This is a genomic window from Streptomyces sp. AMJ-169, assembly GCF_055597585.1.
This window is the reverse complement of the sequence record NZ_JBVLTJ010000005.1, coordinates 112,883-137,944: the sequence shown is the minus strand read 5'-3', so window position 1 is coordinate 137,944 and position 25,062 is coordinate 112,883. Positions and strand designations below refer to the sequence as shown.

The window sequence follows — 25,062 nt, the reverse complement described above, 5'->3', positions numbered from 1 at the left end:
TCTCCAGGGGGCGTGCGGCCCGTCCCTCACCTCGTGGTACGGTTGTGGAACACGGCGCGGGGTGGAGCAGCTCGGTAGCTCGCTGGGCTCATAACCCAGAGGTCGCAGGTTCAAATCCTGTCCCCGCTACTGAAAACGAAGGCCCGGATCTTCTCAGATCCGGGCCTTCGTGGTGTGTGGGCAAAGGGAGTTGAGGGGGATTGTGTTTGACTTGTCTCCCTGTGGGCATGTCGACAAAACGCCGAAGTGACCTCACTGGCTGCGGTATACCAGATGTAACCGGGTTGCAGGTGGTGCGACGATGGACGTTATGGGGGACAAGGGAACTCTGTTCGAGACAGGGCGATTTGCGCAGCGTCCCGGCGCGGAAGCGGTTCCGGATCCCGACGAGACGGGGGAGGCGGCCGAGGAGGCGCGGCTGTGGGGCGCGGTGGAGAACGGCGACGTCGAGGCGGCGAGCGTCCTCGGGGCCATGCTGCTGCGCCGCGGCGACCTCGACGGCGCCGAACCGCATCTGCGGGCCGCCACGGGCGCGGGTGACCGCGCCGCCGCCAACAACCTCGGGGTGCTGCTGCACCAGCGGGGCTACCCCGACGAGGCCGCCGGGTGGTGGCGGGTCGCCGCCGTCGCCGGGTCCTCCGCCGCCGCGCACGCGCTCGGGCGCCACCACCGTGAGCGCGGTGACGAGCCGGCCGCCGAGTACTGGCTGCGCCAGTCCGCCGAACAGGGACATGTCCTCGGCGCGTACGCGCTCGCCGACCTGCTGGAGCACCGCGGGGACGGCGGGGCGCAGAAGTGGCTGCGGGCCGCCGCCGAGCGGGGGCACCGGGAGGCGGCGTACCGCATGGCCCGCGCGCTGGACCGGCCGGGCAGCGGGGGGCTGCTCGGGGACGTCCGGGACGGGTTCGACTCCGGGCGCTTCCAGGTCGGGGACGAGGAGTTCGACTCGGGGAGCTTCCGGGCCGGTGAAGGGGGTTCCGGCGCCGCCAAGGGCGCTGCCGGGCGCTCCCGCGGCGCCGACGGGGCGCTGCTCTCCGGCGGCGCCAAGAGCGGCGGCAGCGAGGCCGAGCAGTGGTACCGGCAGGCCGCCGCCCGCGGGCACCAGCGGGCCGCGCTGCACCTCGGGGCGATCCTGGAGAAGCGGGGGGAGCTGAAGGAGGCCGGCCGGTGGTACCTGACCGCCGCCCGCGACGGGGACGCCCGTGCCGCGTGCGCCCTCGGGTTCCTGCTGCGCGACGTCGGGGACGTCGAGAACGCCGCGATCTGGTGGCTGCGGGCCGCCCAGGACGGCGACGGCAACGCCGCCAACGCGCTCGGCGCGCTGCACGCCGAGCGGGGCCAGACGCAGACCGCCGAACGCTGGTACCGGGCCGCCATGGACGCCGGCGACATCAACGGCGCCTACAACCTCGGCCTGCTCTGCGCCGAGCAGGGCCGTACCGCGCAGGCCGAGCAGTGGTACCGCCGGGCCGCGTACGTCGGGCACCGCGAGGCCGCCAACGCGCTCGCCATCCTGCTGCTCCAGAACGGGGACGCCAGCGGGGCCGAGCCCTGGTTCTCCAAGGCCGCCGAGGCCGGCAGCGTCGACGCCGCCTTCAACCTCGGGATCCTGCACGCCGGGCGGGGGGAGGAGGCCGCCGCGCTGCGGTGGTACGAGCGGGCCGCCGCCGCCGGGCACACCGAGGCGGCGCTCCAGGTGGGCATCGCGCGGCTGCGGGAGGGGGACGAGCGGACCGCCGAGCGGCACCTGCGCTGTGCGGCGGGCGGGGGCAGCGCGGAGGCGGCCTACCGGCTGGCCTCCGTCCTCGACGCCCGCCGTCCTCCCGCGTCCGCGCATGAACTGGGGGAGCCGGTGCGGGAGAAGAGCGAGTGCGAGGAGTGGTACGAGCGGGCGGCCTCCCAAGGGCATCGGCGGGCGCAGGTGCGGGTCGGCATGCTCGCGGCCGCCCGGGGGGACGTCGTCGAGGCCGCCCGCTGGTACCGGGAGGCCGCCGAGGCGGGGTCGCGCAACGGGGCGTTCAATCTCGGGCTGTTGCTGGCCCGGGAGGGGAGTGAGCCGGAGGCGGTGCTGTGGTGGGCGCGGGCGGCTCATGACGGGCACGGGCGGGCGGCGCTGCGGCTGGCGCTGGTGTGTGCGCGGCGGGGGGAGCTGGCCGAGGGGCAGCGCTGGGCCGACCTCGCGGTGGAGCTGGGGTCCGGCGAGGTGGGGGAGCGGGCGGCCCGGCTGCGGGACGCGCTGCGGGAGGAACTGAGCGCGTAGCGCCGGGCCGAGGGGCGGCTCGGAGAGAGGCCCATCTCATCGATTTGCTTCTTCTCGGCCCCCTCGCGTAACGTTAGGTTTACCGACGCGGGGTGGAGCAGCTCGGTAGCTCGCTGGGCTCATAACCCAGAGGTCGCAGGTTCAAATCCTGTCCCCGCTACTAGGTAGCAAGGCTGAGGGCCGGAACCCGATGGGTTCCGGCCCTCAGTTGTCTGTCCTGACGCCCCTTGTTAAAGGCTTCGCGTGCCCTTAGGGCTTCGCGCACGTCGGGCAGATTCCTCTGTACGTCACCTCTACCCCCTCCACCGTGAAGCCGAAGCGTTCGGAGGCGGGGAGGTCGGTCAGGGGGTTGCCCGTGGGGTGGACGTCCCTGATCGTGCCGCAGTGGGCGCAGATCAGGTGGTGGTGGGGGCGGTGGGCGTTGGGGTCGTAGCGCTTGGCGCGTTTGTCCGTCGTGACTTCCAGGACCTCGCCCAGGGTCACCAGCTCGCCCAGGGTGTTGTAGACCGTCGCCCTGGAGATCTCCGGGAGCTTCACCACCGCTCGCGCGTGGACCTCGTCTGCCGTGAGGTGGACGTGTTCGCCGTCGAGGACTTCGGCCACGACGCGGCGCTGTGCGGTCAGCCGCCAGCCGCGTCCGCGCAGCCGCTCCAGAAGGTCACTCATACCGACCAGGCTAACAGCCGTCGACCATTTTCCGAACAGATGTGACTTTGGAGCACCACTTGATTTGGACTTTGTCCAAGGTGGGGAGGTAGGGTTCGGGCAACTCGGCGGGTGGCCGGCGACCGCCGTTCCGGCCCTGAGCGGAACGTCTGCCTCCGGCACTGGACCTCCTGCCGCAGCGGAGGGGCCGGCCCTGTCGCACAGGGGGCCGGCCCCTCCGCGTTCACGCCGGTATTCGCTGCCGTGCGGGTACCCAGCAGCGGACGATGTCCCGGACCGAGACGATCCCGGCGGGCTCGCCGCCCTCCAGGACGACCAGGTGCCGGAAGCCGCCGTGGGCCATCGCCCGCGCCGCCTCCTCCAGGGTCCACGCCGGGGTCGCGAAGACGACGTCCGTCGTGGTGTGGGCGTGGGCGTGCTCGCGGTCGGGGTTCTGGCCGAGGCCGACCGAGTCGAGGATGTCGCGTTCGGTGAGGATGCCGATGTTGCCGGCGTCCGGGTCGAGGACGACGGCCGCGCCCACCCGGCGGGCGGACATCAGGGCGGCGGCCTGGCGCAGGGTGTGGGCGGGGCCGATGGTGAGGACCGTCGGGGTCATGGCTTCGTGGACGAACATCGAGGTGGACATCGAGGGTGGCACCTCCTGCTGGGGAACCCCGGAAAGTGCGGGGATTCACAAGCGCACAAGTGGGGGTGCGCCCAGCGTCGCAGGCAAAGCGGGGGTCAACAAGGGGGCGTGCGGCGCCAATTGAGGGCGCGTGCGCTCATTTGCGCCGACCCGCCGACCCGCCGGACCCCCGCCGACCCGCCGGACCCCGGCCGACCGCCGGACCCCGGCCGGCCGCCCCCTAGATCCGCTCGTTCAGATACCCCAGCAACTCCTCGTGCAGCAGCCCGTTGGACGCCGCCCCGTTCCCGCTGTGCGGTCCCGGCCGGCCGTCGAGTCCGGTGAACGTCCCGCCGGCCTCCGTCACCACGATCGCCGTCGCCGCCATGTCCCACAGCGACAGCTCCGGCTCCGCGCACATGTCCACGGCCCCCTCGGCGACCATCATGTACGACCAGAAGTCGCCGTACGCGCGCGTGCGCCACACCTCTCGGGTCAGGTCCAGGAAGCCGTTCAGGGTGCCGCGCGCCTCCCAGCCGGACAGGGAGGAGTACGAGAAGGAGGCGTCCTTGAGGTCCGCGACCTTGGAGACGCGCAGCCGGGACGCGGCGGCCAGCGAGCGGCCCGTGTAGGCGCCGTGCCCCTTCGCCGCCCACCAGCGCCGGCCCAGCGCGGGGGCGGAGACGACGCCGACGACCGGCTGGAAGCCGTCCTCCCCCGCCTCCATCAGCGAGATCAGCGTCGCCCACACCGGCACGCCGCGTACGTAGTTCTTCGTGCCGTCGATCGGGTCGATCACCCAGCGCCGCGGGCCCGTGCCCTCCACGCCGTACTCCTCGCCGAGGACCGCGTCCCGGGGGCGGGCCCGTTGCAGCTGGCCGCGGATCAGTTCCTCGGCGGCCTTGTCGGCCTCGCTCACCGGAGTCATGTCCGGTTTCGTCTCGACCTTCAGGTCGAGGGCCTTGAAGCGGTCCATGGTGGCCGCGTCGGCGGCGTCCGCGAGGACGTGCGCGAGGCGGAGGTCGTCGAGGTAGTCCGGCATACGGCGAACGCTATCCGGGCGCCCGCCCGCGAGGCCAGCGGGCCCGGAGTGCGGACAGCCGCCCGGCCCGCGACCTCCAGACTTCACCACCCCGGCCCGCGACCTCCAGGACTCCCCCCGGCCCCCGCCGCCCCTGCCCGGATCCCCACCCCCTTCCCGCCGCCACCCTTGACAGCCCCGGCAACCCCGTCAAACCTGGGCGCACAGGCGGGTCGGCCTCGGGAGGCAACGGTGCCCTCAGCGCGGGAATCCCTGTTGGACGCGGCGTTCGCGGCGCTCGCCCGCAGACCGTGGCCGGCGGTGCGGATGGTGGACGTCGCGGCGGCGGCCGGGGTGTCCCGGCAGACCCTGTACAACGAGTTCGGCAGCAAGGACGGGCTGGCGCGGGCCCTGGTGCGGCGGGAGGCGGACGCCTACCTCGCCGGCGTCGAACACGCCCTCGTCGAACCCGGCGAGCCGCGCGAACGCCTCGTCGTCCTCGCCGAGCGGACCGCCGCCCACGCCCGCGAGAACCCCCTCGTCCGGGCCCTCCTCACCGGCTGCTGGAGCGAACGGCTGCCCTGTCCGCCGCTGGACGCCGTGCCTTCCTCCTCGGTGACGCAGGCCCAGCGCCGCGCGGACGGGCCGCTGCCCTCGCCGGGCGACCTCGTCAGCCACGTCCGGGAGCGCGTGGCCACCGTCCTGGGCGAGCAGGAGGACGACGACCTCTCCGGCGCTGGTGAACTCGCCGTCCGCCTCGCCCTGTCCTGCATCGCCGCGCCCCCGGACGAGGGTGACGTCCAGAGCCTCGTACGCCAGGCGCTAGTGGGCCGAGCCTGACAGTTGCAGGCCGATCACGCCGATGATGACGAAGCTGATCGAGACGATCTTCAGGGTCGAGACCAGGTCGCCCAGGAAGATCATTCCGTAGATGGCGGTGCCGGCCGCGCCGATGCCCGTCCAGACCGCGTAGGCCGGGCCCACGTCCAGCTTCTTCAGCGCCAGGGTCAGCAGGCCGAAGCTGCCGAGGGCGAAGACGCAGAAGGCGACGGTCGGCCACAGCCGGGTGAAGCCGTGGGAGAGCTTCAGGCAGACCGCGAACCCTGTCTCCAGTACTCCGGCCACGATCACCAGCAGCCACGCCATGTGCGTCCTCCCGTGTACGTCGACGGTGCCGTTCGGTCGAAGTCGGTGCGATTATGCACTTGCCGGACTCCGGCGCACACAAACAACACCAAGGTCACCGGCGTGCGCCTCAGTCCCCCTCGTGCCGCTCACGGGTCGCCAGCAGCCGGCGCAGCGAGTACAGGCGCGCCGGGTCCGCGTGCCCGTCGGCCACCCACGCGTCCAGCGCGCAGTCCGGCTCGTCATGGCCGCACGCGCGCGGACAGCCCTCGGTGCCCTCCTTCAGATCGGGGAAGGCGTTGATCACGCGCGACGGGTCGATGTGGGCGAGGCCGAAGGAGCGCACGCCCGGGGTGTCGATGACCCAGTCGTCCGCGCCGTGCAGCGGCAGCGCCAGCGCCGACGTCGTCGTGTGCCGGCCCCGGCCGGTCACCGCGTTGACGTGGCCCGTCGAGCGCCGGCGGTCCTCCGGGACCAGGGCGTTGACCAGGGTCGTCTTGCCGACGCCGGAGTGGCCGACGAAGGCCGTCACCCGGCCGTCCAGGAACCCCCGGACCCGGTCCGCCGCCTCGCCCTTCTCCAGCTCGTCGCGGTTGGTCACCACGTACGGGATGTCGAGGTCGCCGTAGAGCTCCAGGAGCTTGTCCGCCGGGGCCAGGTCGGACTTGGTCAGGACCAGCAGGGGGGACAGGCCGCCGTCGTAGGCCGCGACCAGGCAGCGGTCGATCAGGCGGGGGCGGGGCTCGGGGTCCGCGAGGGCGGTGACGATGGCCAGCTGGTCGGCGTTGGCGACCACCACCCGCTCGTAGGGGTCGTCGTCGTCCGCCGTGCGGCGCAGGACCGACGTGCGCTCCTCGATGCGGACGATACGGGCCAGGGTGTCCTTGTCGCCGCTCAGATCGCCGACCAGGGCGACCCGGTCGCCGACCACCGCGGCCTTGCGGCCCAGTTCGCGGGCCTTCATCGCGAGGACCGTACGGCCGTCGACGAGACAGGTCAGCCGGCCCCGGTCGACCGTGAGGACCATGCCCTCGGCGGCGTCCTCGTGCTTGGGGCGGATGTTCGTGCGGGGACGGTTGCCCTTGCGGTTGGGGCGCGAGCGGATGTCGTCCTCGTCGGTGTGCTTGCCGTAGCGACGCATGATCGTCAGTTCCCGAGCATCCCGGCCCACAGGTCGGGGAAGTCCGGCAGGGTCTTCGCGGTCGTCGCCACGTTCTCGATGTCCACGCCCTTCACCGCCAGGCCGATGACCGCGCCGGCCGTCGCCATGCGGTGGTCGTCGTAGGTGTGGAAGGTGCCGCCGTGCAGCGGGCGCGGGCGGATGTGCAGGCCGTCGGCCGTCTCCGTGACGTCGCCGCCCAGCTCGTTGATCTCCTTGGTCAGCGCCGCCAGCCGGTCCGTCTCGTGCAGCCGCAGGTGGGCCACGCCGCGCAGGGTCGACGGGGAGTCCGCGAGGGCCGCCACCGCCGCGATGCCCGGGGTCAGCTCGCCGACGTCGCTCAGGTCCACGTCGATGCCGTGCACCTTGCCCGAACCGGTGAACGCCAGCCCGTGGTCGGTGAGTTCGCAGGAGCCGCCCATCGCGGTGAAGATGTCCCGCAGCGCGTCGCCGGGCTGTGTCGTCCGCCTCGGCCAGTCCGGGACCGTCACCGTGCCGCCCGTCACCAGGGCCGCCGCGAGGAACGGCTGGGCGTTGGAGAGGTCCGGCTCGATCGTGATGTCCCGGCCCAGCAGCGCGCCCGGCGTGACCCGCCACACGTTCGGCTCGCCGCCCGCCTCCGGGGTGTCGACCTGGACACCGGCCGCGCGCAGCATGTCGACCGTCATCCGGATGTGCGGCACCGACGGCAGCACCGACCCGGTGTGCCGCACCTCCACGCCCTGGTTGAAGCGCGGGCCGGACAGCAGCAGCGCGGAGACGAACTGCGACGACGAGGACGCGTCGATCTCGACCTGCCCGCCCTCCAGCGCCCCGCTCCCGTGCACGGTCAGCGGCAGCGCGCCCCGGTTGTCGTCGTCGATCCGCGCACCCAGCGCGCGCAGCGCGTCGATCACACCGTGCAGGGGGCGCTCGTACGACCTCGGGTCGCCGTCGAAGCGGACCGGGCCGTCGGCGAGAGCGGCGACCGGGGGGAGGAACCGCATGACCGTGCCCGCGTTGCCGACGTCGACGGTCGCCGGGCCGTACAGACGGTTCGGGATGACCCGCCACGCCTCGCCGGTGCCGTCCGGGCCGACGCCCTCCTCGATGCCGACGCCCATCGTGCGCAGGGCGTCGGCCATCAGGACGGTGTCGCGCGAGCGCAGCGGGCGGCGCAGCCAGCCGGGCTCGGCGGCGAGGGCGGCCAGGACCAGGGCGCGGTTGGTGACGGACTTGGACCCCGGCACGTGGACCGTCGCGGTGACGGCTCCGCTCGCGGTCGGGGCGGGCCAGAGGGCGGTGGTGACGGGGTTCTGCGGCATGCGTTCACTTTAGACCGACCGGCAAATGGGGGGCGGCGTCGCGGGGCTGGGCACGCGCATCTGCGGCGTTGTCGTCGGTTGCCGACGCTCCGCGTCGACGCCCTCCTCCGCCTTGCAGCTGCACGCACCCAGCCCCGCTCCTTCACCCGCCCCCCATTTGCCGGTCGGTCTAAGTCGGACGAGGTACGCCCGGTCCCGCGCCGATGCCGCCGTCATAAGCACGGCTATAGGCCCAGCAGCCAGCGGCCGCCGCCCAGCACCGAGCACAGGGACACCGTGTGGAACAGGAACAGCCACAGTCCCGCCGGTACGTGGGTGAGGCGTGAGAGCTGGTCCGCGTCGGACTCCCCCGCGCCGCCCCGGCGCCGCTTCGCCTGGAGCTCGAACGCCGGCCGTACGCCCCCGAGCAGCAGGAACCACACCACCGCGTACGCGAACGCCGCCTGCACCTGCGGTCCCGCCAGCCACGACACCACCAGGAACGCCCCGCCGGACAGCACGACCGTCAGGACGCCGTACGCGTTGCGGATCATCACCAGCATCGCCACCAGCAGCGCGGTCGCCGCCCAGAGAAGAAGAGTGATGCGGCCCTCGCCCAGCAGGGCGGCGCCGCCGAGGCCCAGCAGCGGGGGCGCGGTGTAGCCGGCGGCGGCCGTCAGGATCATGCCCAGGCCGTGCGGCTTGCCCCGGCTCAGGGTCAGCCCGCTGGTGTCCGAGTGCAGCCGTATCCCGGTCAGCGTCCGCCCGGTCAGCAGCGCGACCAGCCCGTGCCCGCCCTCGTGCGCGATGGTGATCGCGTTGCGCGACACCCGCCACAGGGAGTGGGGCACGACGGCCGCGAGCGCGGCCACCGCCGTGGCGAGGACCACCCACAGATCGGGATCGGGCTGGACGCCGGTGAGCCGGTCCCAGAGGTCGTTCATGTGTGCACTGGCTCCCAACTGTCGAGTCAATAGGTACCGGCGCGTAGCGCCGTCGTTGAGGGGTGGTGGTCGGGTGACGGGCGGGCCTGGCAATGTGGCACGTATGTGCGGACGGTACGCGGCCAGTCGTGGCCCCGAGGATCTCAGGGAAGTCTTTGAGATCGAGAAGACCGAGGGGGAGCTGGCCCCCGATTACAACGTGGCGCCGACGAAAGAGGTGTACGTCGTCCTCGACCGTCCCTTGAAAGACGCGGACAGCCCGCGTCCGGTTCGGCAGCTGCGCACGCTGAAGTGGGGGCTCGTGCCGGGCTGGGCCGCCTCGCCCGAGGGCGCCGCCCGGATGATCAACGCGCGCGCCGAGACCGTCCACGAGAAGCCGTCGTTCCGCCGCGCCTTCGCCGCCCGCCGCTGCATCGTCCCCGCCGACGGCTACTACGAGTGGGTCACCGCCAGGGACGAGCGGGAGCTGGAGGTCGAGGGGAAGCGGAAGCGGGCGCGCAAGCAGCCGTACTTCGTGCTGCCGGCCGACGGGTCGGTGTTCGCGATGGCCGGGCTCTACGAGTTCTGGCGGGACCGCACGCTGCCCGACGACCATCCGCGGGCCTGGTGGGTGACGTGTTCCGTCATCACGACCGAGGCGGAGACGGCGCCCCTGGGTATAGCCCCCGCCGAGGGACCGCGCAGCCTGGCCGAGATCCATCCCCGGATGCCGCTCATGCTGACGCCGGACCGGTGGGACGCGTGGCTCGATCCTTCGCGGACGGCGGCGGAGGAACTGCTTCCGCTGCTTGAGGCGCCGCCGGCCGGGCTCATGCGGGCCTATCCCGTCTCCACGGCCGTCAGCAACGTCCGCAACAACGGCCCGGAGCTGCTGACGGAGCTGGAGGGGCCGGAGGAGGGCACGCTCTTCTGACGTGCTCTTTCTGCCACCCTTCTGACATGACCGTCGAGATCGTCCCCACCGACGCCGGTGACGCCCGCATCACCTGGCACCCCGCCGCCGAGCCCCGTCTCGTCCTCGCCGTCAGCCATGGCGCGGGCGGCGGGATCGAGGCGCGGGACCTCCAGGCGCTGGCCCGGGTCCTCCCCGGGCACGGCGTGAGCGTCGCGCTCGTCGAGCAGCCCTGGCGGGTCGCCGGGAAGAAGGTGGCGCCGGCGCCGAAGACGCTGGACGTGGGGTGGCGGGGGATCTGGGGGGCCGTCTCGAAGCAGGGGCTGCCCGTCGTCTCCGGCGGCCGGTCCGCCGGGGCCCGGGTCGCCTGCCGTACCGCCGGCGAGCTGGGCGCCGCCGCCGTGCTCGCGCTGAGCTTCCCGCTGCATCCGCCGGGCAGGCCGGAGAAGTCGCGGGCGGCGGAGCTGCTGGGGGCGGGGGTGCCGGCGCTCGTCGTGCAGGGCGGGAACGACCCGTTCGGGAAGCCGGAGGAGTTCCCCGCCGGTGAATACCAGCTGGTGGAGATTCCGTACGGAGATCACGGGTTCGCCGTGCCCAAGAAGGCCGGGGTGAGCGAGGCCGAGTCGATGGCGGTGCTCACGGGGGCGGTCGTGGAGTGGGCCGGGTCACTGACGTGAACGCGCGGGAATGCCGGGGCCCACAGCGCTGTTGAGGCGGACACAAGCTTTACGGGCGTTTGAGAGAGGGAGTCCGCCGCATGGGTTCGACCGTATGCCCTAGCCGCAGCAGCCGCTCCGAGCTGGACTGGACCGTGCTGCATGCGGCGAAGACCGCCGCTGTTCGGGCGGCGGGCGGGGCGGATCGTCGTCTATCCTCCGATTCTGGCGGCATCGGGTTCGGTGCTGCCCGGAATCTTGAGGAGGTGGGTCCGGTTCCCGGTACCGACGCAGGGACCGAACACGGCCACGCGGAGCGGCCCGAGGGCCGGGGCGCCGAGACGAACGCCGAGCGCACCGCGCGCTTCGAGCGGGACGCGCTCGAGTACCTCGACCAGATGTACTCGGCCGCGCTGCGGATGACGCGCAACCCGGCGGACGCCGAGGACCTGGTGCAGGAGACCTACGCCAAGGCGTACGCGTCCTTCCACCAGTTCCGCGAGGGCACCAATCTCAAGGCCTGGCTGTACCGCATCCTCACCAACACGTTCATCAACTCCTACCGCAAGAAGCAGCGCGAGCCCCAGCGCTCGGCGGCCGAGGAGATCGAGGACTGGCAGCTGGCGCGGGCCGAGTCGCACATGTCGACGGGACTGCGCTCCGCGGAGTCGCAGGCGCTGGACCACCTCCCGGACTCGGACGTGAAGGCGGCCCTTCAGGCCATCCCCGAGGAGTTCCGGATCGCCGTGTATCTCGCGGACGTCGAGGGGTTTGCGTACAAGGAGATCGCCGACATCATGGGGACACCCATCGGTACGGTGATGTCCCGGCTGCACCGGGGCCGGCGGCAGTTGCGCGGCATGCTGGAGGACTACGCCCGAGAGCGCGGGCTCGTCCCGGCCGGTGCCGGAGAGTCGAACGAAGCGAAAGGCTCGGGCTCATGAGCTGTGGAGATCCGCACGAGACGGATTGCTCCGAGGTTCTCGACCACCTGTACGAGTACCTGGACAGTGAGATGCCGGCCGGGGACCGGGACAAGTTCCGGCACCACTTCGACGAGTGCAGCCCGTGTCTGGAGAAGTACGGCCTGGAAGAGGCCGTGAAGAAGCTGGTCAAGCGGTGCTGCGGGCATGACGACGTGCCGGCGGACCTGCGGGCCAAGGTGCTCGGGCGGCTGGATCTGATCCGGTCCGGGCAGGCGGTCCCCGACCACGACGTGACGGTTTCGCCGGTCGCTCCGGTCGCGCCGCAGGAGTCGTAGCGGGTACGCCGTCGTCACTCGAACGTGCTAATTCCCTGTTGATAGGGCCGGAGCCCATCCGCTCCGCCCTAGGCTCCCCTCTGTGGTGGCCTCACTCCTCCCCCCAATAGCGCACGCCTCCTGGATCGCCGTCGGGTTGCTCGCCGTGGTCTACGCGGTGGGGGAGCGGGTCGCGCAGCCGCGGTTCGGGGGGACCTTCCATCCGGTGCTGCTGGCGGGGGCGTTCCTGCTGCCGCCGCCCGCCGCCGCTCTCGTCCCCCTCCCCGGCGCGCTGCTCTCGCCCGTCTCCTGGGAACGCCGGGTCTGGCGGGCCGCGCTCGCCGCCGTCGCCGTGGGGTGCGCCTCGCGGGTGCACTGGGCGCTGGGCGGGCGGGACGCCGTGGTCGGGCCCGAGTTCCCGTACGCGCTGCTGCCGGCCGGGGCCGCCGTCCTCACCTACTGCGCCGTCCTCGCGCTGCTCGACGGGGCGATACGCACCCTCGTCGAAGGCCGCGCCCGGCGCCGGCTGCTGCGCCGCTCCCTCGCCCCGCTCGCCGTGCACGGGCTCGCCGGGCTCATGATGGCGGTGCTGTGGCGCAGCCCGTACGGGCCGGTCGCGGCGCTGCTGGTGCTGCTGCCGATGTGCGTGGCGTGGTGGGTGTTCGCGCAGGTGCACCGGGAGCGGGTGGCGCATCAGGCGACGATCCGGGCGCTCGTGCAGGCCGTCGACATCAAGGACGGGTACACGCGCGGGCACAGCGAGCGGGTCGGGCAGGCGTCCATGATGATCGCCCGGGAACTGGGGATGGACGACGACCGGGTCGAGCTGCTGAGGTTCGCCGGGATCCTGCACGACGTCGGCAAACTCGGCGTCCCCACCCGGCTGTTGCGCAAGGACGGGCCGCTCACCGCCGAGGAGCGCCGCGTCATCGAACTGCACCCCGAGTACGGCCACGAGATCACCCGCGGCATCGCCTTCCTCGGCGAGGCCCGCTCGGCGATCCTCCATCACCATGAGCGCCTGGACGGCACGGGCTATCCGTACGGTCTCGCCGGCGCGCAGATCCCGGAGCCGGCCAGGATCGTCGCGGTGGCCGACGCGTTCGACGCGATGACGTCCAACCGCACGTACAGCAGGGCCCGCCCGCTCCCGGCCGCCCTCACCGAACTCCACCGCTGCGCCGGCACCCACTTCGACCCCCGCATGGTCGAGGCGCTGATCAGCGCGCTGGCGCGGTGGGGGTGGCATCCGGTGGTGACGTCGGAGGAGCCGGAGCGGGCGGCTGCGCCGGGGCCGGGGCCCAGGCCGGCGGTGGAGGCGGAGGCGGAGCGGGGGGTACGGGGGTGAGGGCGCGCCTCTCGGGGAAGCCGGCCCTCTCGTGGAAGCCAGCCCTCTTGCGCAAGCCGCCCCTCTCGAAGCTGCCCTTCTTGGAGAAGTCGGCCCTCTCGCGCAAGCCCCCCTTCTCGCGCAAGCCGCCCCTCCTGGAGAAGCCGCCCCTCCCCCTCCTCCATCTCACCGCCTCCCTCGCCGTCGCCCTCTCCCTCCTCCTCACCCTCTCCGCCGGTCTCGCCGAGCGGCACATCGCGCTGGCCTTCGGGGTGTTGATCGTGGCGGGGGAGGTGACGCGGTGGAGCGGGCCCCGGGACGCCGCTCCGCTCGGGGCCGCCGGGTCGCTGGCCTACGCGCTGCTCGGGGAGGACGCGGGGCGGGCCACGCATCATGGGGCGGCGCAGGTCGTCGTGGTCGTCGCCGTCGCCTCGCTGCTCGGGAACGTGCCGCACATCGCGCGGGGGCGGGCGGTGGCCGATCATCTGGTGCGCCGGGTGCTGGCGGTGGGGTTCGCCGGGCTGTGCTTCCAGCCGCTGTTCAGCCATGGGGTGCTGGGGTGCGGGGCCGCGTACTCGGTGCTGCTGATCGGGCTGCTCGCGCTGACCGCGCTGTGCGACGCCGTCGTCGCCGCCGCGCTGGCGCACGCGCGGACGGGGTGGCCGTACGGGCCGCTGCTGCGGGACGAGCTGCGGTCGGTGCCCGGGATCGGGTCGGCGGTGGGGGCGACGGGAGCGGTGACGGCGCTCGCGGTGGCCGTCGTCGGGCTGTGGGCGCTGCCGCTGTTCTGCGTGCCGCTGCTGCTGACCCAGCTGGGGCTGCGCCGGTACGCCGCCGTGCGGGCCACCTACCGGCAGACCATCGCCTCGCTGGCGCGGGCGACGGAGATAGCGGGGTGCACGCCGGCCGGGCACGCCCGCAGGGTCGCGGTGCTCGGCCAGGCGGTCGGCCGGGAACTCGGGCTGTCCGAGCCGGAGTTGACGGTCCTGGAGTACGCGGCGCTGATGCACGACATCGGCCAGCTCAGCCTCGTCGACCCGGTCCCGGACGGGGCCACCGCGGGGCTGCCCGCCGAGGAGCAGCGCCGTATCGCGCTGCTCGGCGGGGCCGTCGTACGGCAGACCGGGGTGAGCGCGCAGGTCGCCGCCGTCGTCGAGCGGCAGGCCGATCCGTGGGCGGAGCAGCCGGTGGCCGCGCGGGTCGTGCGGGTGGTGAACGCCTACGACGAGCGGGTGCGGGGGGCGCCGCTGACCGCGCTGGAGGAGCTGCGGCTGGGGACGGGCGGGCCGTACGCGCCGGACGTCGTGGAGGCGCTGGCGCGGGTGCTGGCCAGGGACCGGGTGATGGCCGCCCGGGCTGGGTAACCCATGGGTAATGAGCGCCCTCCCAGCCGTACGTGGTTGGATGCGAGGGAGACGTGAGTCCGGGGGCAGTGGCCGGATCGCTGAACGGAAACTGGCGGGCGGTAAACGTGAGGATCTTCGGCAAGGGACGCCATCGGCCCTCCGCATCCTGGCGGAAGGCCACCGATCGCGCGTTCACGCTGATCGGTGACGGGCGGTACGAGGACGCGGGCGCGCTGCTGACACGTGCCGCCGATCTGGAGCCCTGGCTGTCGGAGTCCTGGTTCAACCTGGCCCTGCTGCACAAGTTCCGGCACGACTGGGAGCAGGCCCGCTCCGCAGGCCTGCGGGCCGTCGCCCTTCTCGAGCGGGACGCGGGCGCTCCGGACTGGTGGAACGTCGGGATCGCCGCCACCGCCCTCCAGGACTGGCCGCTGGCCCGGCGCGCCTGGCAGGCGTACGGGCTGCACGTGCCGGGCGGCTCCGCCGCCTGCGCCGAGCCCGTCGGGATGGAGCTGGGCTCCGCCGCCGTCCGGCTCTCGCCGGAGGGTGAGGCCGAGGTGGTGTGGGGGCGGCGGCTGGATCCGGCACGGATAGAGGTGCTGTCGATCCCGCTGCCGTCGTCGGGGCGGCGCTGGGGCGAGGTCGTGCTGCACGACGGGGTTCCGCACGGGGAGCGGACCACGGCCGCCGGGCACGCGTACCCGGTCTTCGACGAGATCGAGCTGTGGGCGCCGTCGCCCGTGCCGACCTGGGTGGTGCTGCTCGAAGCCGCCACCGAGGCCGACCGGGACGCGCTGGAGCGGCTGGCCGCCGACGCGGGGTTCGCCGCCGAGGACTGGTCGTCGTCGGTGCGGCTGCTGTGCCGGATGTGCTCGGAGTCGCGGATGCCGTCCGACGAGGGGGACGGGGAGCACCTCGATCCGCACGACCACAGTGAGCCCGGTCACCCCGGGCCGCTCGGCCACCGCACCGACGGGCAGCTGTGGGTGCCCGAGCGGGAGTGCGGGATCGCGGCGCCGGCGTCGCTGGTGCGGGGGCTGCTGGACGGGTGGGTCGCCGACAGCCCGCGGTCGCGGGACTGGCGGGATCTGGAAGAGGTCTGCTGAGGGCCGGAGGTTTTGCCCGGCCGTTACCCCGGCGCGCCGCCCTTTAGGCTGTACCCCGCAGTTTTCTTCAGGTCGCAGGAAGGCGTACGTCGTCATGGCCCAGCAGGACATCGACTCCGTGAACTCCGAGTTCATCGTGGACACCGAAGACGCGGAGGAGCGCGAGGCGGCATACCGGGCGCGGGGCACCGCGCGGCCGATCACCGTCGTCGGCAATCCGGTCCTGCACCGGGAGTGCGCGGACGTCACCGAGTTCGACGAGTCGCTGGCGCGGCTGGTCGACGACATGTTCGCCTCCCAGCGCGCCGCCGAGGGCGTCGGCCTCGCCGCCAACCAGATCGGCGTGGGCCTGAAGGTCTTCGTGTACGACTGCCCGGACGACGACGGGGTCCGCCACGTCGGCGTCGTCTGCAACCCCGTCCTCGACGAACTCCCCGCCGAGCGGCGGGTGCTGGACGACGGCAACGAGGGCTGTCTGTCCGTGCCGGGCGCCTACGCCGAGCTGGCCCGGCCCGACTACGCGGTGGTCCGGGGGCAGGACGCCGAGGGCAACCCGATCGCCGTCGAGGGCACGGGTTTCTTCGCTCGGTGTTTGCAGCACGAGACCGACCACCTCTACGGCCGGCTCTACATCGACCGGCTGTCGAAGCGGGACCGCAAGGACGCGCTGAAGCAGATGGCCGAGAACGAGCCCCGCTACCCCGTGGTGGCCAACGACTGAGGCCCGCCCTCGCGGGCGTGCGCACGGGCGGCGCCCGGCCGGAACTCACCGGCCGGGCGCCGTTCGTATGTCTGTCGTACGTTCGATCGCTTACGCACACGTTCTGATCCATAACCAGTCACGCAGGGGGGGAATCTCAGCGTGTTGGGGTGGTGAATGAAGCAAATCCGTTCCCAGAACGGTCAGTTGTGGTGCTGAATGGGCAGTGCGGGGATACGCAACGGCGCACGCCCGGCATCGCGGGAGGGGCGTGTGCGACAGGCGGCCGAGAGGGGTTGTTCGTGCCAGCTTTCCCATCAAGCACCACATACAGCAGTACACGCGGTACCGCATACCGCACACCGAATCGCGCGCCGGGGACCGGTACGGCGCCCGCGGTCGCGCCGTCACTGTCCTTGCCGGTCGTCGAGTCGGAGTTTCCGAGGAGGCTGCACCCGTATTGGCCGCGGCTCCAGGAGAAGACCCGCCGCTGGCTGCTGGAAAAACGGCTGATGCCGGCGGACAAGGTCGCGGAATATGCCGACGGCCTGTGCTACACGGACCTCATGGCGGGCTACTACCTGGGCGCCCCCGACGAGGTCTTGCAGGCCATAGCCGACTTCAGCGCCTGGTTCTTCGTCTGGGACGACCGCCACGACCGCGACATCGTCCACGGCCGCCGCGCCGACTGGCGCCGCCTGAAGGCCCTGCTGCACGCCGCCCTGGACGCCCCCGAAGCCCACCACACCGCCGAAGACCCCCTGGTCGCCGCCTTCGCCGACGCCCTGACCAGGCTCTTCGGCTTCCTCGGCGCCGGCTGGAACGCCCGCTTCACCCGGCACTTCCACGCCGTGATCGAGGCCTACGACCGCGAGTTCGCCAACCGCGCCGAGGTCCGCGTCCCCACGGTCGCCGAATACCTCGCCCTGCGCCGGCTCACCTTCGCCCACTGGATATGGACGGACCTCCTGGAGCCGGTCGCCGGACACGAACTCCCGGACGCGGTGCGCGAACACCCGGCATTCCACCGCGCGGCCCTGCTCAGCCAGGAATTCGCCGCCTGGTACAACGACCTCTGCTCGCTGCCGAAGGAGATAGCGGGCGACGAGGTCCACAATCTCGGGATCTCCCTCATCACCCATGAGGGAATGTCCCTCGAGGAATCCGTCGAAGAGGTACGGCGGCGGGTCGAGGAATGCGTCCTCGAATTCCTCGGGGCCGAGCGCGAGGCACTCGTGCTCGCCGATTCGCTCGCGGACGGGACGGTGTCCGGGAAAGAAATGTCGGACGCCGTCAGGAACTGCGTCGGAAACATGCGGAACTGGTTCAGCTCGGTCTACTGGTTCCACCACGAGTCCGGCCGCTATTCGGTCGACAGCTGGGACGACCGGGCGACGCCGCCGTACGTCAGCGACGAAGCGGCGGGGGAGGGGCAGAAATGACGCTGGAATCGGTGCGGCCGGAATTCCGGGAGGCCGCGTATCCGCCGCTGGCCGGCGGCGGGGTGCCGCTGCTCGGGCACGGCTGGAAACTGGCCCGCTCCCCGCTGGGCTTCCTGAGCGGGCTGCGCGACCACGGGGACGTCGTACGGCTCAAACTCGGGCCGAAGACGGTGTACGCCGTCACCTCGCCCGAGCTGACCGGGCAGGTCGCGCTCACGCCGGACTACATCATCGCCGGGCCGCTGTGGGAGTCGCTGGAGAGCCTGCTCGGCAGGGAGGGGGTGGCCACCGCCAACGGGCCGCTGCACCGGCGCCAGCGGCGCACCATCCAGCCCGCGTTCCGGCTCGACGCGCTGCCCGGGTACGGGCCGGTCATGGAGGAGGAGGCGCGGGCGATGGTCGAGCGCTGGCGGTCGGCCGAAACCCTCGACGTGACCGCCGAGTCGTTCCGCGTCGCCGTGCGCATCGCCGCCCGCTGCCTCATGCGCGGCAGCTACATGGACGACAGCGCCGACCGGATCTGCGCCGCGCTCACCACTCTCTTCAGCGGTATGTACCAGCGCATGGTCGTACCGCTGGGACCGCTTTATCGGGTACCGCTTCCGGCCAACCGCGAATTCAACCGGGCGCTGGCCGATTTGCATCTCCTCGTCGACGAGATCGTCGCCGACCGGCGGGCCTCCGGTCAAAAGCCGGACGATTTGCTGACGGCTTTGCTGGAGGCGACCGACGAGAATGGCGACCCCATTGGGGAACAGGAGATCCACGACCAGGTCATCGCGATACTGACGCCCGGCGCCGAAACCGTCGGGTCCATGATCATGTCGCTGCTGCTGGTCCTCACCGAGCACCCCGAACACGCCGACAAGATCCGGCAGGAGGTGAAAACCGTGGCGGGCGACCGGCCCGTCGCTTTCGACGACGTCCGGAAGCTCGCGTTCACCGGGAATGTCGTGGTCGAGACATTGCGGCTCTATCCGGCGGTCTGGATATTGACGCGCCGCGCGGTCAACGACACCGTCCTCGGCGGATACCGCATTCCGTCCGGCGCCGACATCGTCTACAGCCCGTACGCCATCCAGCGCGACCGCCGCTCCTACCGCGACAGCGAGCGCTTCGACCCCGACCGCTGGCTGCCCGGCGGCACCGAGGAGGTACCCAAACACGCCATGTCGCCGTTCAGCGTCGGCAACCGCAAGTGCCCCAGCGACCACTTCTCCATGGCCGAACTGACCTTGCTGACGGCCGCGATGGCCGCGAACTTCCGGTTCGAGCAGACCGCCGACTCCGACCCCCGGCACCGGATCGGGATCACACTGCGGCCCCGGGCGCTGAAGCTGAAACCGACGGCCCGCTAGGGCCTGTCCGGCGGATCTTGCCGGTGTCGCGGGCCCTGGCACGCGCATCTGCGGCGTTGTCGTCGGTTGCCGACGCTCCGCGTCGACGCCCTCCTCCGCCTTGCAGCTGCACGCACCAGACCCCGCTCACGTAAGCCGGCCGGCAGCCGTTCGCTGTCGGCCGGCCTGATCCGCCGGACAGGCCCTAGACGCGGGAAGACCCGGCGCTCGGGGGGAGCGCCGGGCCTGTCACACAAGCGGTGCGGACTAGAAGTCCTCGTCCAGGTCGACCGTGCCCTCCACGGCGACCTGGTACGCCGACGGGCGGCGCTCGAAGAAGTTCGTCAGCTCCTGGACGCCCTGCAACTCCATGAAGGAGAAGGGGTTCTCCGAGCCGTAGACCGGGGCGAAGCCCAGGCGGGCCAGGCGCTGGTCGGCGACGCACTCCAGGTACTGGCGCATCGACTCGGTGTTCATGCCGGGCAGACCCTCGCCGCACAGGTCGCGGGCGAACTGGAGCTCGGCCTCCACGGCCTCCTTCAGCATGTCGACGACCTGCTCCTGGAGCCGCTCGTCGAACAGCTCCGGCTCCTCCTTGCGGACGGTGTCGACGACGTCGAAGGCGAACGACATGTGCATCGTCTCGTCCCGGAACACCCAGTTGGTGCCGGTCGCGAGGCCGTGCAGCAGACCCCGGCTGCGGAACCAGTAGACGTACGCGAAGGCGCCGTAGAAGAACAGGCCCTCGATGCACGCGGCGAAGCAGATCAGGTTCAGCAGGAACTTGCGCCGGTCGTCCTTGGACTCCAGGCGGTCCATCTTGTCGACCGAGTCGATCCACTTGAAGCAGAACTCGGCCTTCTCGCGGATCGAGGGGATGTTCTCGACGGCCGCGAAGGCCGCCGCGCGGTCCTCCGGGTCGGGCAGGTAGGTGTCCAGCAGCGTCAAGTAGAACTGGACGTGCACGGCCTCCTCGAAGAGCTGCCGGCTCAGGTACAGCCGCGCCTCGGGGGAGTTGATGTGCTTGTACAGGGTCAGCACGAGGTTGTTCGCGACGATCGAGTCACCGGTCGCGAAGAACGCCACCAGCCGGCCGATGAGGTGCTGCTCCATCGGCGACAGCTTCGCGAGGTCGGCGACGTCCGAGTGGAGGTCGACCTCCTCCACCGTCCACGTGTTCTTGATCGCGTCCCGGTAGCGCTCGTAGAAGTCCGGGTAGCGCATCGGCCGCAGCGTCAGCTCGAAGCCGGGGTCGAGCAGGTTCTTTGATTCGGCGGACATTACTGGCAGGCCTCGCAGGACTCGGGGTTTTCGAGGGAGCAGGCGACCGCGTCGGGGTCGGTGGCCTGCTGCACCGGGATGGGGGCTTGGGCCTGGGCGGCACGGGCGATCCGGGTCGCCGGGCGCGAGCGCAGGTAGTACGTCGTCTTCAGCCCGGACTTCCAGGCGTACGCGTACATCGAGGAGAGCTTGCCGATGGTCGGCGTCTCCAGGAAGAGGTTCAGGGACTGCGCCTGGTCCAGGTACGGGGTGCGGGCGGCGGCCATGTCGATCAGGCCGCGCTGCGGGATCTCCCACGCGGTGCGGTACAGGGCGCGCACCTCGTCCGGGATCCACACGAAGTCCTGCACCGAGCCGTTGGCCTCGCGCAGCGCCTCACGGGTACGGGCGTCCCACACGCCGAGGTCCTTGAGGTCCTGCACCAGGTAGGAGTTGACCTGGAGGAACTCGCCGGACAGCGTCTCGCGCTTGAACAGGTTGGAGACCTGCGGCTCGATGCACTCGTACACGCCCGCGATGGACGCGATGGTCGCCGTCGGGGCGATCGCGAGGAGGAGGGAGTTGCGCAGGCCGGTCGCCGCGATCCGCTCGCGCAGGGCCGCCCAGCGCTCCGGCCAGGTGAACTCCACACCGAAGTGGTCCGGGTGCAGCACACCGCGCGCGGTGCGGGTCTTCTCCCACGCCGGGAGCGGGCCGCTGCGCTCGGCGAGGTCGGCGGACGCCTCGTACGAGGCGAGCATGACGCGCTCGGCGATCTTCGTGGACAGCGCCTTCGCCTCGGGGGAGTCGAAGGGGATGCGCAGCTTGAAGAAGACGTCCTGGAGGCCCATCGCGCCCAGGCCCACGGGCCGCCACTTGGAGTTGGAGCGGCCGGCCTGCTCGGTCGGGTAGAAGTTGATGTCGACGACCCGGTCGAGGAAGGTCACGGCGGTGCGGACGGTCTCGTCCAGCCGCTCCCAGTCGATGTCACCGCCGGTCACGAACGCGCCCAGGTTCACCGAACCCAGGTTGCACACGGCCGTCTCGCCGTCGTCGGTGACCTCCAGGATCTCCGTGCAGAGGTTGGAGGAGTGGACCACGTGACCGGGCTCGGCGGTCTGGTTCGCGGTGCGGTTGGCGGCGTCCTTGAACGTCATCCAGCCGTTGCCGGTCTGCGCCAGCGTCCGCATCATGCGGCCGTACAGCTCACGCGCCGGGATGGTCTTCTTGGCGAGACCCTTGGCCTCGGCCGCGCGGTAGGCGGCGTCGAACCCGTCGCCCCACAGGTCGACCAGCTCGGGCACGTCCGAGGGGGAGAACAGCGACCAGTCCTGGTCGGCGTTCACGCGGCGCATGAACTCGTCCGGGATCCAGTGCGCCAGGTTCAGGTTGTGCGTACGGCGCGCGTCCTCGCCGGTGTTGTCCCGCAGCTCCAGGAACTCCTCGATGTCGGAGTGCCAGGTCTCGAGGTACACCGCCGCCGCGCCCTTGCGCCGCCCGCCCTGGTTCACGGCCGCGACACTCGCGTCCAGCGTCTTCAGGAACGGCACGATCCCGTTGGAGTGCCCGTTGGTGCCCCGGATCAGCGAACCCCGGGAGCGGATGCGGGAGTACGACAGGCCGATGCCGCCGGCGTGCTTGGACAGGCGGGCGACCTGGTGGTAGCGGTCGTAGATGGAGTCCAGCTCGTCCTTGGGGGAGTCCAGGAGGTAGCAGGAGGACATCTGGGGGTGGCGGGTGCCGGAGTTGAAGAGCGTCGGGGACGACGGGAGGTAGTCCAGCCGGCTCATCAGGCCGTACAGGGCGGTGACTTCGTCCAGGGCGCGGACGCTGTCGTCCTCGGCGAGGCCGGAGGCGACGCGCAGCAGGAAGAGCTGCGGGGTCTCGACGACCTTGCGGGTGAGGGGGTGGCGCAGCAGGTAGCGGCTGTGCAGGGTGCGCAGGCCGAAGTAGCCGAAGCGGTCGTCGGCGGCCGGGTCGATCAGCGCGTCGAGGGCCTGGGCGTGCAGCTGCGCGAAGTCGGCGGTGCGGTCGGCGATCAGGCCCTCGCGGTGGCCGACCGCGATCGACTCCGTGAACGTGGTCACCCCCTGGGAGGCGGCCTCGGCGCGGATGCTGATCGTCAGCAGGCGGGCGGCGAGGCGGGAGTACGCGGGGTCCTCGGAGATCAGGCCCGCGGCGGCCTCCGTCGCCAGCTCGCGCAGTTCCGCCTCGTCCGCGTGGGCGGAACGGCCCCGCAGCGCGGCGGCGGCGACCCGGCCGGGGTCGGCGTCGGGGAGGTCGGCGGTCAGCTCGGTCAGGGTGCGCAGAAGGGCGGCACCGGGGCCGTCGTTCTCGATGACCTCTGCTGAAACCGGTGCGGCTGGCGCGATGGTCACGTGGGGCTCTCCCTCGCTCGGCGGGTGGGCCTTCGGCGAGGGCAGGGGGCAGCACGGACGCACGTATGCGCGGTTGCACCCCGGCCCACTCCGCGAGGCCCGGACGTCAGGGCACGCCGAGCCGTCCTGGACACGGCTGGGCGTATGCGGTCGGCAGGTCCTCGGACTGACTCTCATGCGTATGCGCATAAGTACACCGTTGCGGGACAGTTCCGGATTCGCGCCGGATTCCCCTGCGGCGACAGCGAGCATGAGCATACATCTAGTGCCGGGCTGTCGTGGCACCACCAGATGTTGTGTCGTGTTGGCTTCGGAGCGTCAATTGTGGGGCGGCGACAAAAGAGTGCGGGCCACCTCGGGGGGTTCCCTCGGTGGCCCGCTGCGGGTCGGATGCGGCTCTAGTGCGCCGCAGTCAGATCCCGCTGTACCCCCGGGTCACCCGCATCCGCCGTGTAGTCCTCCGGCCGTGTCTCGTCGACCCCCTCCGGTGCCTTCGCCGCCCTCAGGACGAACGTCAGGACCACCGACACCGCCACGTTCAGTACGAACGCCGTCAGGCCGATGTAGCCGATCTCTCCGATTCCGGGGATCTCCTTGGAGCTGCCGCCGAAGTGCTCCTGGGTGGGGGAGGCCACGCCGTAGGCGGCGATCGTGCCGTAGAGCATGCCCACCGCCCAGCCGCCCAGCAGCGCCCAGCGGTGGAACCAGCGGGTGAACAGGCCGCCCACCAGGGCCGGGAAGGTCTGGAGGATCCAGATGCCGCCCAGGAGCTGGAAGTTGATCGCCACCGTTTTGTCCATGGTGAGGACGAAGACCAGGGCGCCCACCTTCACCAGCAGGGAGACGAGTTTCGAGATCTTCGTCTCCTGTTCCGGCGTCGCGTCGGGGCGGATGAAGTCTTTGTAGATGTTGCGGGTGAACAAGTTCGCCGCCGCGATGGACATGATCGCCGCCGGGACCAGCGCGCCGATCCCGATCGCGGCGAACGCCACCCCGGCGAACCAGTCGGGGAACATGTCCTCGAACAGCTGCGGGATCGCCAGCTGCCCGTTGCTCACCTTCACGCCCGCCGCGATCGCCATGAACCCGAGCAGGCCCAGCAGCCCGAGCATGAGGGAATACAGCGGCAGGATGGTCGTGTTGCGCCGGATGACGTCGCGGCTCTTGGAGGAGAGGGTCGCCGTGATCGAGTGGGGGTACATGAACAGCGCCAGCGCGGAGCCCAGCGCCAGCGTGGCGTACGTCCATTGGCCCGCCTCGGCCGGGACGAGCCCGCCCGCCCCGGCCGTCGTGAACTTCTCGTCCGCCTTGGCGAAGATCTCCCCGAAACCGCCCAGCTTGATCGGGATGTAGATGACCGCGACGACGATGACGATGTAGATCAGGGTGTCCTTGACGAACGCGATGAGCGCCGGCGCCCGCAGCCCGGAGGAGTACGTGTACGCGGCAAGGACGCCGAAGGCGATCAGCAGGGGCAGGTCCTTGACGAACCAGTTGGTGTCCTCGCCGCCGCCGACGCCCATGACGTCGAGGACGGCCTGGATGCCGACGAGCTGGAGCGCGATGTAGGGCATCGTCGCGAGGATACCGGTGACGGCGACCGCGAGGGACAGCCCCTTCGAACCCCACCGCCCGCGCACGAAGTCGGACGTGGTGACGTACCCGTGCTGGTGCGACACCGACCACAGCCGGGGCAGGAAGGTGAAGATCAGGGGGTAGATGAGGATCGTGTACGGCACCGCGAAGAAGCCGGCCGCGCCGGCGGCGTAGATCGCGGCGGGCACGGCGACGAAGGTGTACGCCGTGTAGAGGTCGCCGCCGAGCAGGAACCAGGTCACCCAGGTCCCGAACGACCGCCCGCCCAGCCCCCATTCGTCCAGGGACTGCTCGTTCTCGGCCCGCCGCCAGCGCGCGGCGAGGAAGCCCATCGCGGTGACCGCGACGAAGAAGAAGATGAAGACGCCGAGCGCGACGCCGTTCACACCGTCGTTCACCGGTTCGCACCCTCTCGGCGGGCGCGCTGGTCACGCTGCCACAGTTTGTACGCGGTCATGGTGAGCGCGGTGGAGATCAGCACCCACAGCATCTGGTACCAGTAGAAGAACGGGATGCCGATGAACGTCGGATCGACCTTGGCGTACGAACCGACCCACAGCATCGCGACGAACGGGGCGATCAGGCAGAGCGCGATGACGACCCGTACGGGTGTCACCACCGGCTCCCCCGGCCCGGCTGGGGTGTCTGGGGTGTCTGACATCGGCGGCTCCGCCCCTTCGCTGTGATCGTCCGTCACATGTGTGAACGCGCACGCAA

At 71.5% G+C, this 25,062-nt stretch carries 23 protein-coding genes, 2 tRNA genes and 1 riboswitch; of the genes, 14 read left to right on the top strand and 11 right to left on the bottom strand.

Features of this window, described 5'->3' with window-relative positions:
* Positions 1-55 precede the first annotated feature (55 nt).
* The 3 genes from ACYUD3_RS13950 (at position 56) to ACYUD3_RS13940 (ending at position 2,420) form a co-directional block, all read left to right on the top strand.
* Positions 56-129, top strand: a tRNA-Met gene (locus ACYUD3_RS13950).
* 172 nt (positions 130-301) lie between these two features.
* On the top strand, positions 302-2,260 hold the full coding sequence (locus ACYUD3_RS13945) for a tetratricopeptide repeat protein (RefSeq protein ID WP_470968806.1): 1,959 nt from the start codon (positions 302-304) through the stop codon (positions 2,258-2,260).
* Between the two features lie 86 nt (positions 2,261-2,346).
* Positions 2,347-2,420: transfer RNA gene (locus ACYUD3_RS13940), tRNA-Met, on the top strand.
* Positions 2,421-2,509: 89 nt separating this feature from the next.
* Here the strand turns inward: ACYUD3_RS13940 and ACYUD3_RS13935 are convergent.
* The 3 genes from ACYUD3_RS13935 to hisN all read right to left on the bottom strand — a co-directional run bounded on the left by ACYUD3_RS13935 (position 2,510) and on the right by hisN (position 4,575).
* Positions 2,510-2,926 carry a Fur family transcriptional regulator gene (locus ACYUD3_RS13935; protein WP_470968803.1) on the bottom strand — a complete coding sequence of 139 codons (417 nt, stop codon included), beginning with the start codon at positions 2,924-2,926 and terminating at the stop codon, positions 2,510-2,512.
* 223 nt (positions 2,927-3,149) lie between these two features.
* Positions 3,150-3,542, bottom strand: coding sequence for a CBS domain-containing protein (locus ACYUD3_RS13930; protein WP_470969762.1), 393 nt, complete (start codon positions 3,540-3,542; stop codon positions 3,150-3,152).
* A 232-nt stretch (positions 3,543-3,774) separates the two neighbouring features.
* Positions 3,775-4,575 carry a histidinol-phosphatase gene (gene hisN, locus ACYUD3_RS13925; protein ID WP_470968801.1) on the bottom strand — a complete coding sequence of 267 codons (801 nt, stop codon included), beginning with the start codon at positions 4,573-4,575 and terminating at the stop codon, positions 3,775-3,777.
* A gap of 231 nt (positions 4,576-4,806) precedes the next feature.
* Between hisN and ACYUD3_RS13920 the strand changes: the two genes are divergently transcribed.
* Positions 4,807-5,394 (top strand): TetR/AcrR family transcriptional regulator, encoded by a 588-nt coding sequence (locus ACYUD3_RS13920; protein WP_470968799.1) that lies wholly within the window; start codon positions 4,807-4,809, stop codon positions 5,392-5,394.
* On the opposite strand, the gene ACYUD3_RS13915 is transcribed toward ACYUD3_RS13920, so the two are convergent.
* The 4 genes from ACYUD3_RS13915 to ACYUD3_RS13900 form a co-directional block, all read right to left on the bottom strand.
* On the bottom strand, positions 5,377-5,700 hold the full coding sequence (locus ACYUD3_RS13915; RefSeq protein WP_470968797.1) for a DMT family transporter: 324 nt from the start codon (positions 5,698-5,700) through the stop codon (positions 5,377-5,379). The two genes, ACYUD3_RS13920 and ACYUD3_RS13915, sit on opposite strands and share 18 nt — an antisense overlap.
* A gap of 109 nt (positions 5,701-5,809) precedes the next feature.
* Positions 5,810-6,820, bottom strand: a complete 1,011-nt coding sequence (gene rsgA, locus ACYUD3_RS13910; RefSeq protein WP_470968794.1) for a ribosome small subunit-dependent GTPase A — start codon at positions 6,818-6,820, stop codon at positions 5,810-5,812.
* Between the two features lie 5 nt (positions 6,821-6,825).
* Positions 6,826-8,142: a 3-phosphoshikimate 1-carboxyvinyltransferase gene (gene aroA, locus ACYUD3_RS13905; RefSeq protein WP_470968791.1), complete on the bottom strand. Its 1,317-nt coding sequence runs from the start codon at positions 8,140-8,142 to the stop codon at positions 6,826-6,828.
* A 224-nt stretch (positions 8,143-8,366) separates the two neighbouring features.
* Positions 8,367-9,065, bottom strand: coding sequence for a M50 family metallopeptidase (locus tag ACYUD3_RS13900; protein WP_470968789.1), 699 nt, complete (start codon positions 9,063-9,065; stop codon positions 8,367-8,369).
* A gap of 103 nt (positions 9,066-9,168) precedes the next feature.
* On the opposite strand from ACYUD3_RS13900, the gene ACYUD3_RS13895 reads away from it, so the two are divergent.
* From ACYUD3_RS13895 to ACYUD3_RS13850, 10 genes are all read left to right on the top strand, one after another.
* On the top strand, positions 9,169-9,978 hold the full coding sequence (locus ACYUD3_RS13895) for an SOS response-associated peptidase (RefSeq protein ID WP_470968786.1): 810 nt from the start codon (positions 9,169-9,171) through the stop codon (positions 9,976-9,978).
* Between the two features lie 26 nt (positions 9,979-10,004).
* Positions 10,005-10,634 (top strand): alpha/beta hydrolase family protein, encoded by a 630-nt coding sequence (locus tag ACYUD3_RS13890; RefSeq protein ID WP_470968784.1) that lies wholly within the window; start codon positions 10,005-10,007, stop codon positions 10,632-10,634.
* A gap of 245 nt (positions 10,635-10,879) precedes the next feature.
* Positions 10,880-11,557: an RNA polymerase sigma factor SigR gene (sigR, locus tag ACYUD3_RS13885; protein WP_470969759.1), complete on the top strand. Its 678-nt coding sequence runs from the start codon at positions 10,880-10,882 to the stop codon at positions 11,555-11,557.
* Positions 11,554-11,874: a mycothiol system anti-sigma-R factor gene (gene rsrA / locus ACYUD3_RS13880; protein WP_470968781.1), complete on the top strand. Its 321-nt coding sequence runs from the start codon at positions 11,554-11,556 to the stop codon at positions 11,872-11,874. Before sigR ends, rsrA begins: the two co-directional genes overlap by 4 nt.
* Positions 11,875-11,956: 82 nt before the next feature.
* Complete coding sequence (locus ACYUD3_RS13875) at positions 11,957-13,201, top strand: HD-GYP domain-containing protein (RefSeq protein ID WP_470968779.1); 1,245 nt, start codon at positions 11,957-11,959, stop codon at positions 13,199-13,201.
* 134 nt (positions 13,202-13,335) lie between these two features.
* Positions 13,336-14,544 (top strand): HD-GYP domain-containing protein, encoded by a 1,209-nt coding sequence (locus tag ACYUD3_RS13870; protein ID WP_470969756.1) that lies wholly within the window; start codon positions 13,336-13,338, stop codon positions 14,542-14,544.
* A gap of 107 nt (positions 14,545-14,651) precedes the next feature.
* Positions 14,652-15,632 carry a tetratricopeptide repeat protein gene (locus ACYUD3_RS13865; protein ID WP_470968776.1) on the top strand — a complete coding sequence of 327 codons (981 nt, stop codon included), beginning with the start codon at positions 14,652-14,654 and terminating at the stop codon, positions 15,630-15,632.
* A 94-nt stretch (positions 15,633-15,726) separates the two neighbouring features.
* On the top strand, positions 15,727-16,353 hold the full coding sequence (def, locus tag ACYUD3_RS13860) for a peptide deformylase (protein WP_470968774.1): 627 nt from the start codon (positions 15,727-15,729) through the stop codon (positions 16,351-16,353).
* A gap of 281 nt (positions 16,354-16,634) precedes the next feature.
* Positions 16,635-17,774, top strand: a complete 1,140-nt coding sequence (cyc1, locus tag ACYUD3_RS13855; protein ID WP_470968771.1) for an epi-isozizaene synthase — start codon at positions 16,635-16,637, stop codon at positions 17,772-17,774.
* Positions 17,771-19,132 (top strand): bifunctional albaflavenone monooxygenase/terpene synthase, encoded by a 1,362-nt coding sequence (locus tag ACYUD3_RS13850; RefSeq protein ID WP_470968769.1) that lies wholly within the window; start codon positions 17,771-17,773, stop codon positions 19,130-19,132. Before cyc1 ends, ACYUD3_RS13850 begins: the two co-directional genes overlap by 4 nt.
* 246 nt (positions 19,133-19,378) lie before the next feature.
* Here the strand turns inward: ACYUD3_RS13850 and ACYUD3_RS13845 are convergent, their stop codons facing one another.
* From ACYUD3_RS13845 to ACYUD3_RS13830, 4 genes are all read right to left on the bottom strand, one after another.
* A complete protein-coding gene (locus tag ACYUD3_RS13845; protein WP_470968766.1) occupies positions 19,379-20,392 on the bottom strand; it encodes a ribonucleotide-diphosphate reductase subunit beta in 1,014 nt (337 codons plus the stop codon).
* Entirely contained in the window at positions 20,392-22,749 is a 2,358-nt protein-coding gene (locus ACYUD3_RS13840) for a ribonucleoside-diphosphate reductase subunit alpha (RefSeq protein ID WP_470968763.1), read from the bottom strand. The genes ACYUD3_RS13845 and ACYUD3_RS13840 overlap by 1 nt, the downstream gene beginning before the upstream one ends.
* Positions 22,750-22,884: 135 nt before the next feature.
* Positions 22,885-23,017: riboswitch (cobalamin riboswitch) on the bottom strand.
* A gap of 130 nt (positions 23,018-23,147) precedes the next feature.
* Entirely contained in the window at positions 23,148-24,743 is a 1,596-nt protein-coding gene (gene mctP / locus ACYUD3_RS13835) for a monocarboxylate uptake permease MctP (protein ID WP_470968760.1), read from the bottom strand.
* The gene (locus ACYUD3_RS13830) at positions 24,740-25,006 is read right to left on the bottom strand and encodes a DUF3311 domain-containing protein (protein WP_470968757.1); all 267 of its coding nucleotides are present in this window, start codon (positions 25,004-25,006) and stop codon (positions 24,740-24,742) included. Before ACYUD3_RS13830 ends, mctP begins: the two co-directional genes overlap by 4 nt.
* Positions 25,007-25,062: the final 56 nt, after the last annotated feature.

Excerpts from the sequence above, each read along its gene's own strand:
- ACYUD3_RS13945 (WP_470968806.1), top strand. The coding sequence starts at position 302 with ATGGACGTTATGGGGGACAAGGGAACTCTGTTCGAGACAGGGCGATTT.
- ACYUD3_RS13935 (WP_470968803.1), bottom strand. The coding sequence starts at position 2,926 with ATGAGTGACCTTCTGGAGCGGCTGCGCGGACGCGGCTGGCGGCTGACC.
- ACYUD3_RS13930 (WP_470969762.1), bottom strand. The coding sequence starts at position 3,542 with ATGTTCGTCCACGAAGCCATGACCCCGACGGTCCTCACCATCGGCCCC.
- hisN (WP_470968801.1), bottom strand. The coding sequence starts at position 4,575 with ATGCCGGACTACCTCGACGACCTCCGCCTCGCGCACGTCCTCGCGGAC.
- ACYUD3_RS13915 (WP_470968797.1), bottom strand. The coding sequence starts at position 5,700 with ATGGCGTGGCTGCTGGTGATCGTGGCCGGAGTACTGGAGACAGGGTTC.
- rsgA (WP_470968794.1), bottom strand. The coding sequence starts at position 6,820 with ATGCGTCGCTACGGCAAGCACACCGACGAGGACGACATCCGCTCGCGC.
- aroA (WP_470968791.1), bottom strand. The coding sequence starts at position 8,142 with ATGCCGCAGAACCCCGTCACCACCGCCCTCTGGCCCGCCCCGACCGCG.
- ACYUD3_RS13900 (WP_470968789.1), bottom strand. The coding sequence starts at position 9,065 with ATGAACGACCTCTGGGACCGGCTCACCGGCGTCCAGCCCGATCCCGAT.
- ACYUD3_RS13895 (WP_470968786.1), top strand. The coding sequence starts at position 9,169 with ATGTGCGGACGGTACGCGGCCAGTCGTGGCCCCGAGGATCTCAGGGAA.
- ACYUD3_RS13890 (WP_470968784.1), top strand. The coding sequence starts at position 10,005 with ATGACCGTCGAGATCGTCCCCACCGACGCCGGTGACGCCCGCATCACC.
- rsrA (WP_470968781.1), top strand. The coding sequence starts at position 11,554 with ATGAGCTGTGGAGATCCGCACGAGACGGATTGCTCCGAGGTTCTCGAC.
- def (WP_470968774.1), top strand. The coding sequence starts at position 15,727 with ATGGCCCAGCAGGACATCGACTCCGTGAACTCCGAGTTCATCGTGGAC.
- ACYUD3_RS13850 (WP_470968769.1), top strand. The coding sequence starts at position 17,771 with ATGACGCTGGAATCGGTGCGGCCGGAATTCCGGGAGGCCGCGTATCCG.
- ACYUD3_RS13845 (WP_470968766.1), bottom strand. The coding sequence starts at position 20,392 with ATGTCCGCCGAATCAAAGAACCTGCTCGACCCCGGCTTCGAGCTGACG.
- ACYUD3_RS13830 (WP_470968757.1), bottom strand. The coding sequence starts at position 25,006 with ATGTCAGACACCCCAGACACCCCAGCCGGGCCGGGGGAGCCGGTGGTG.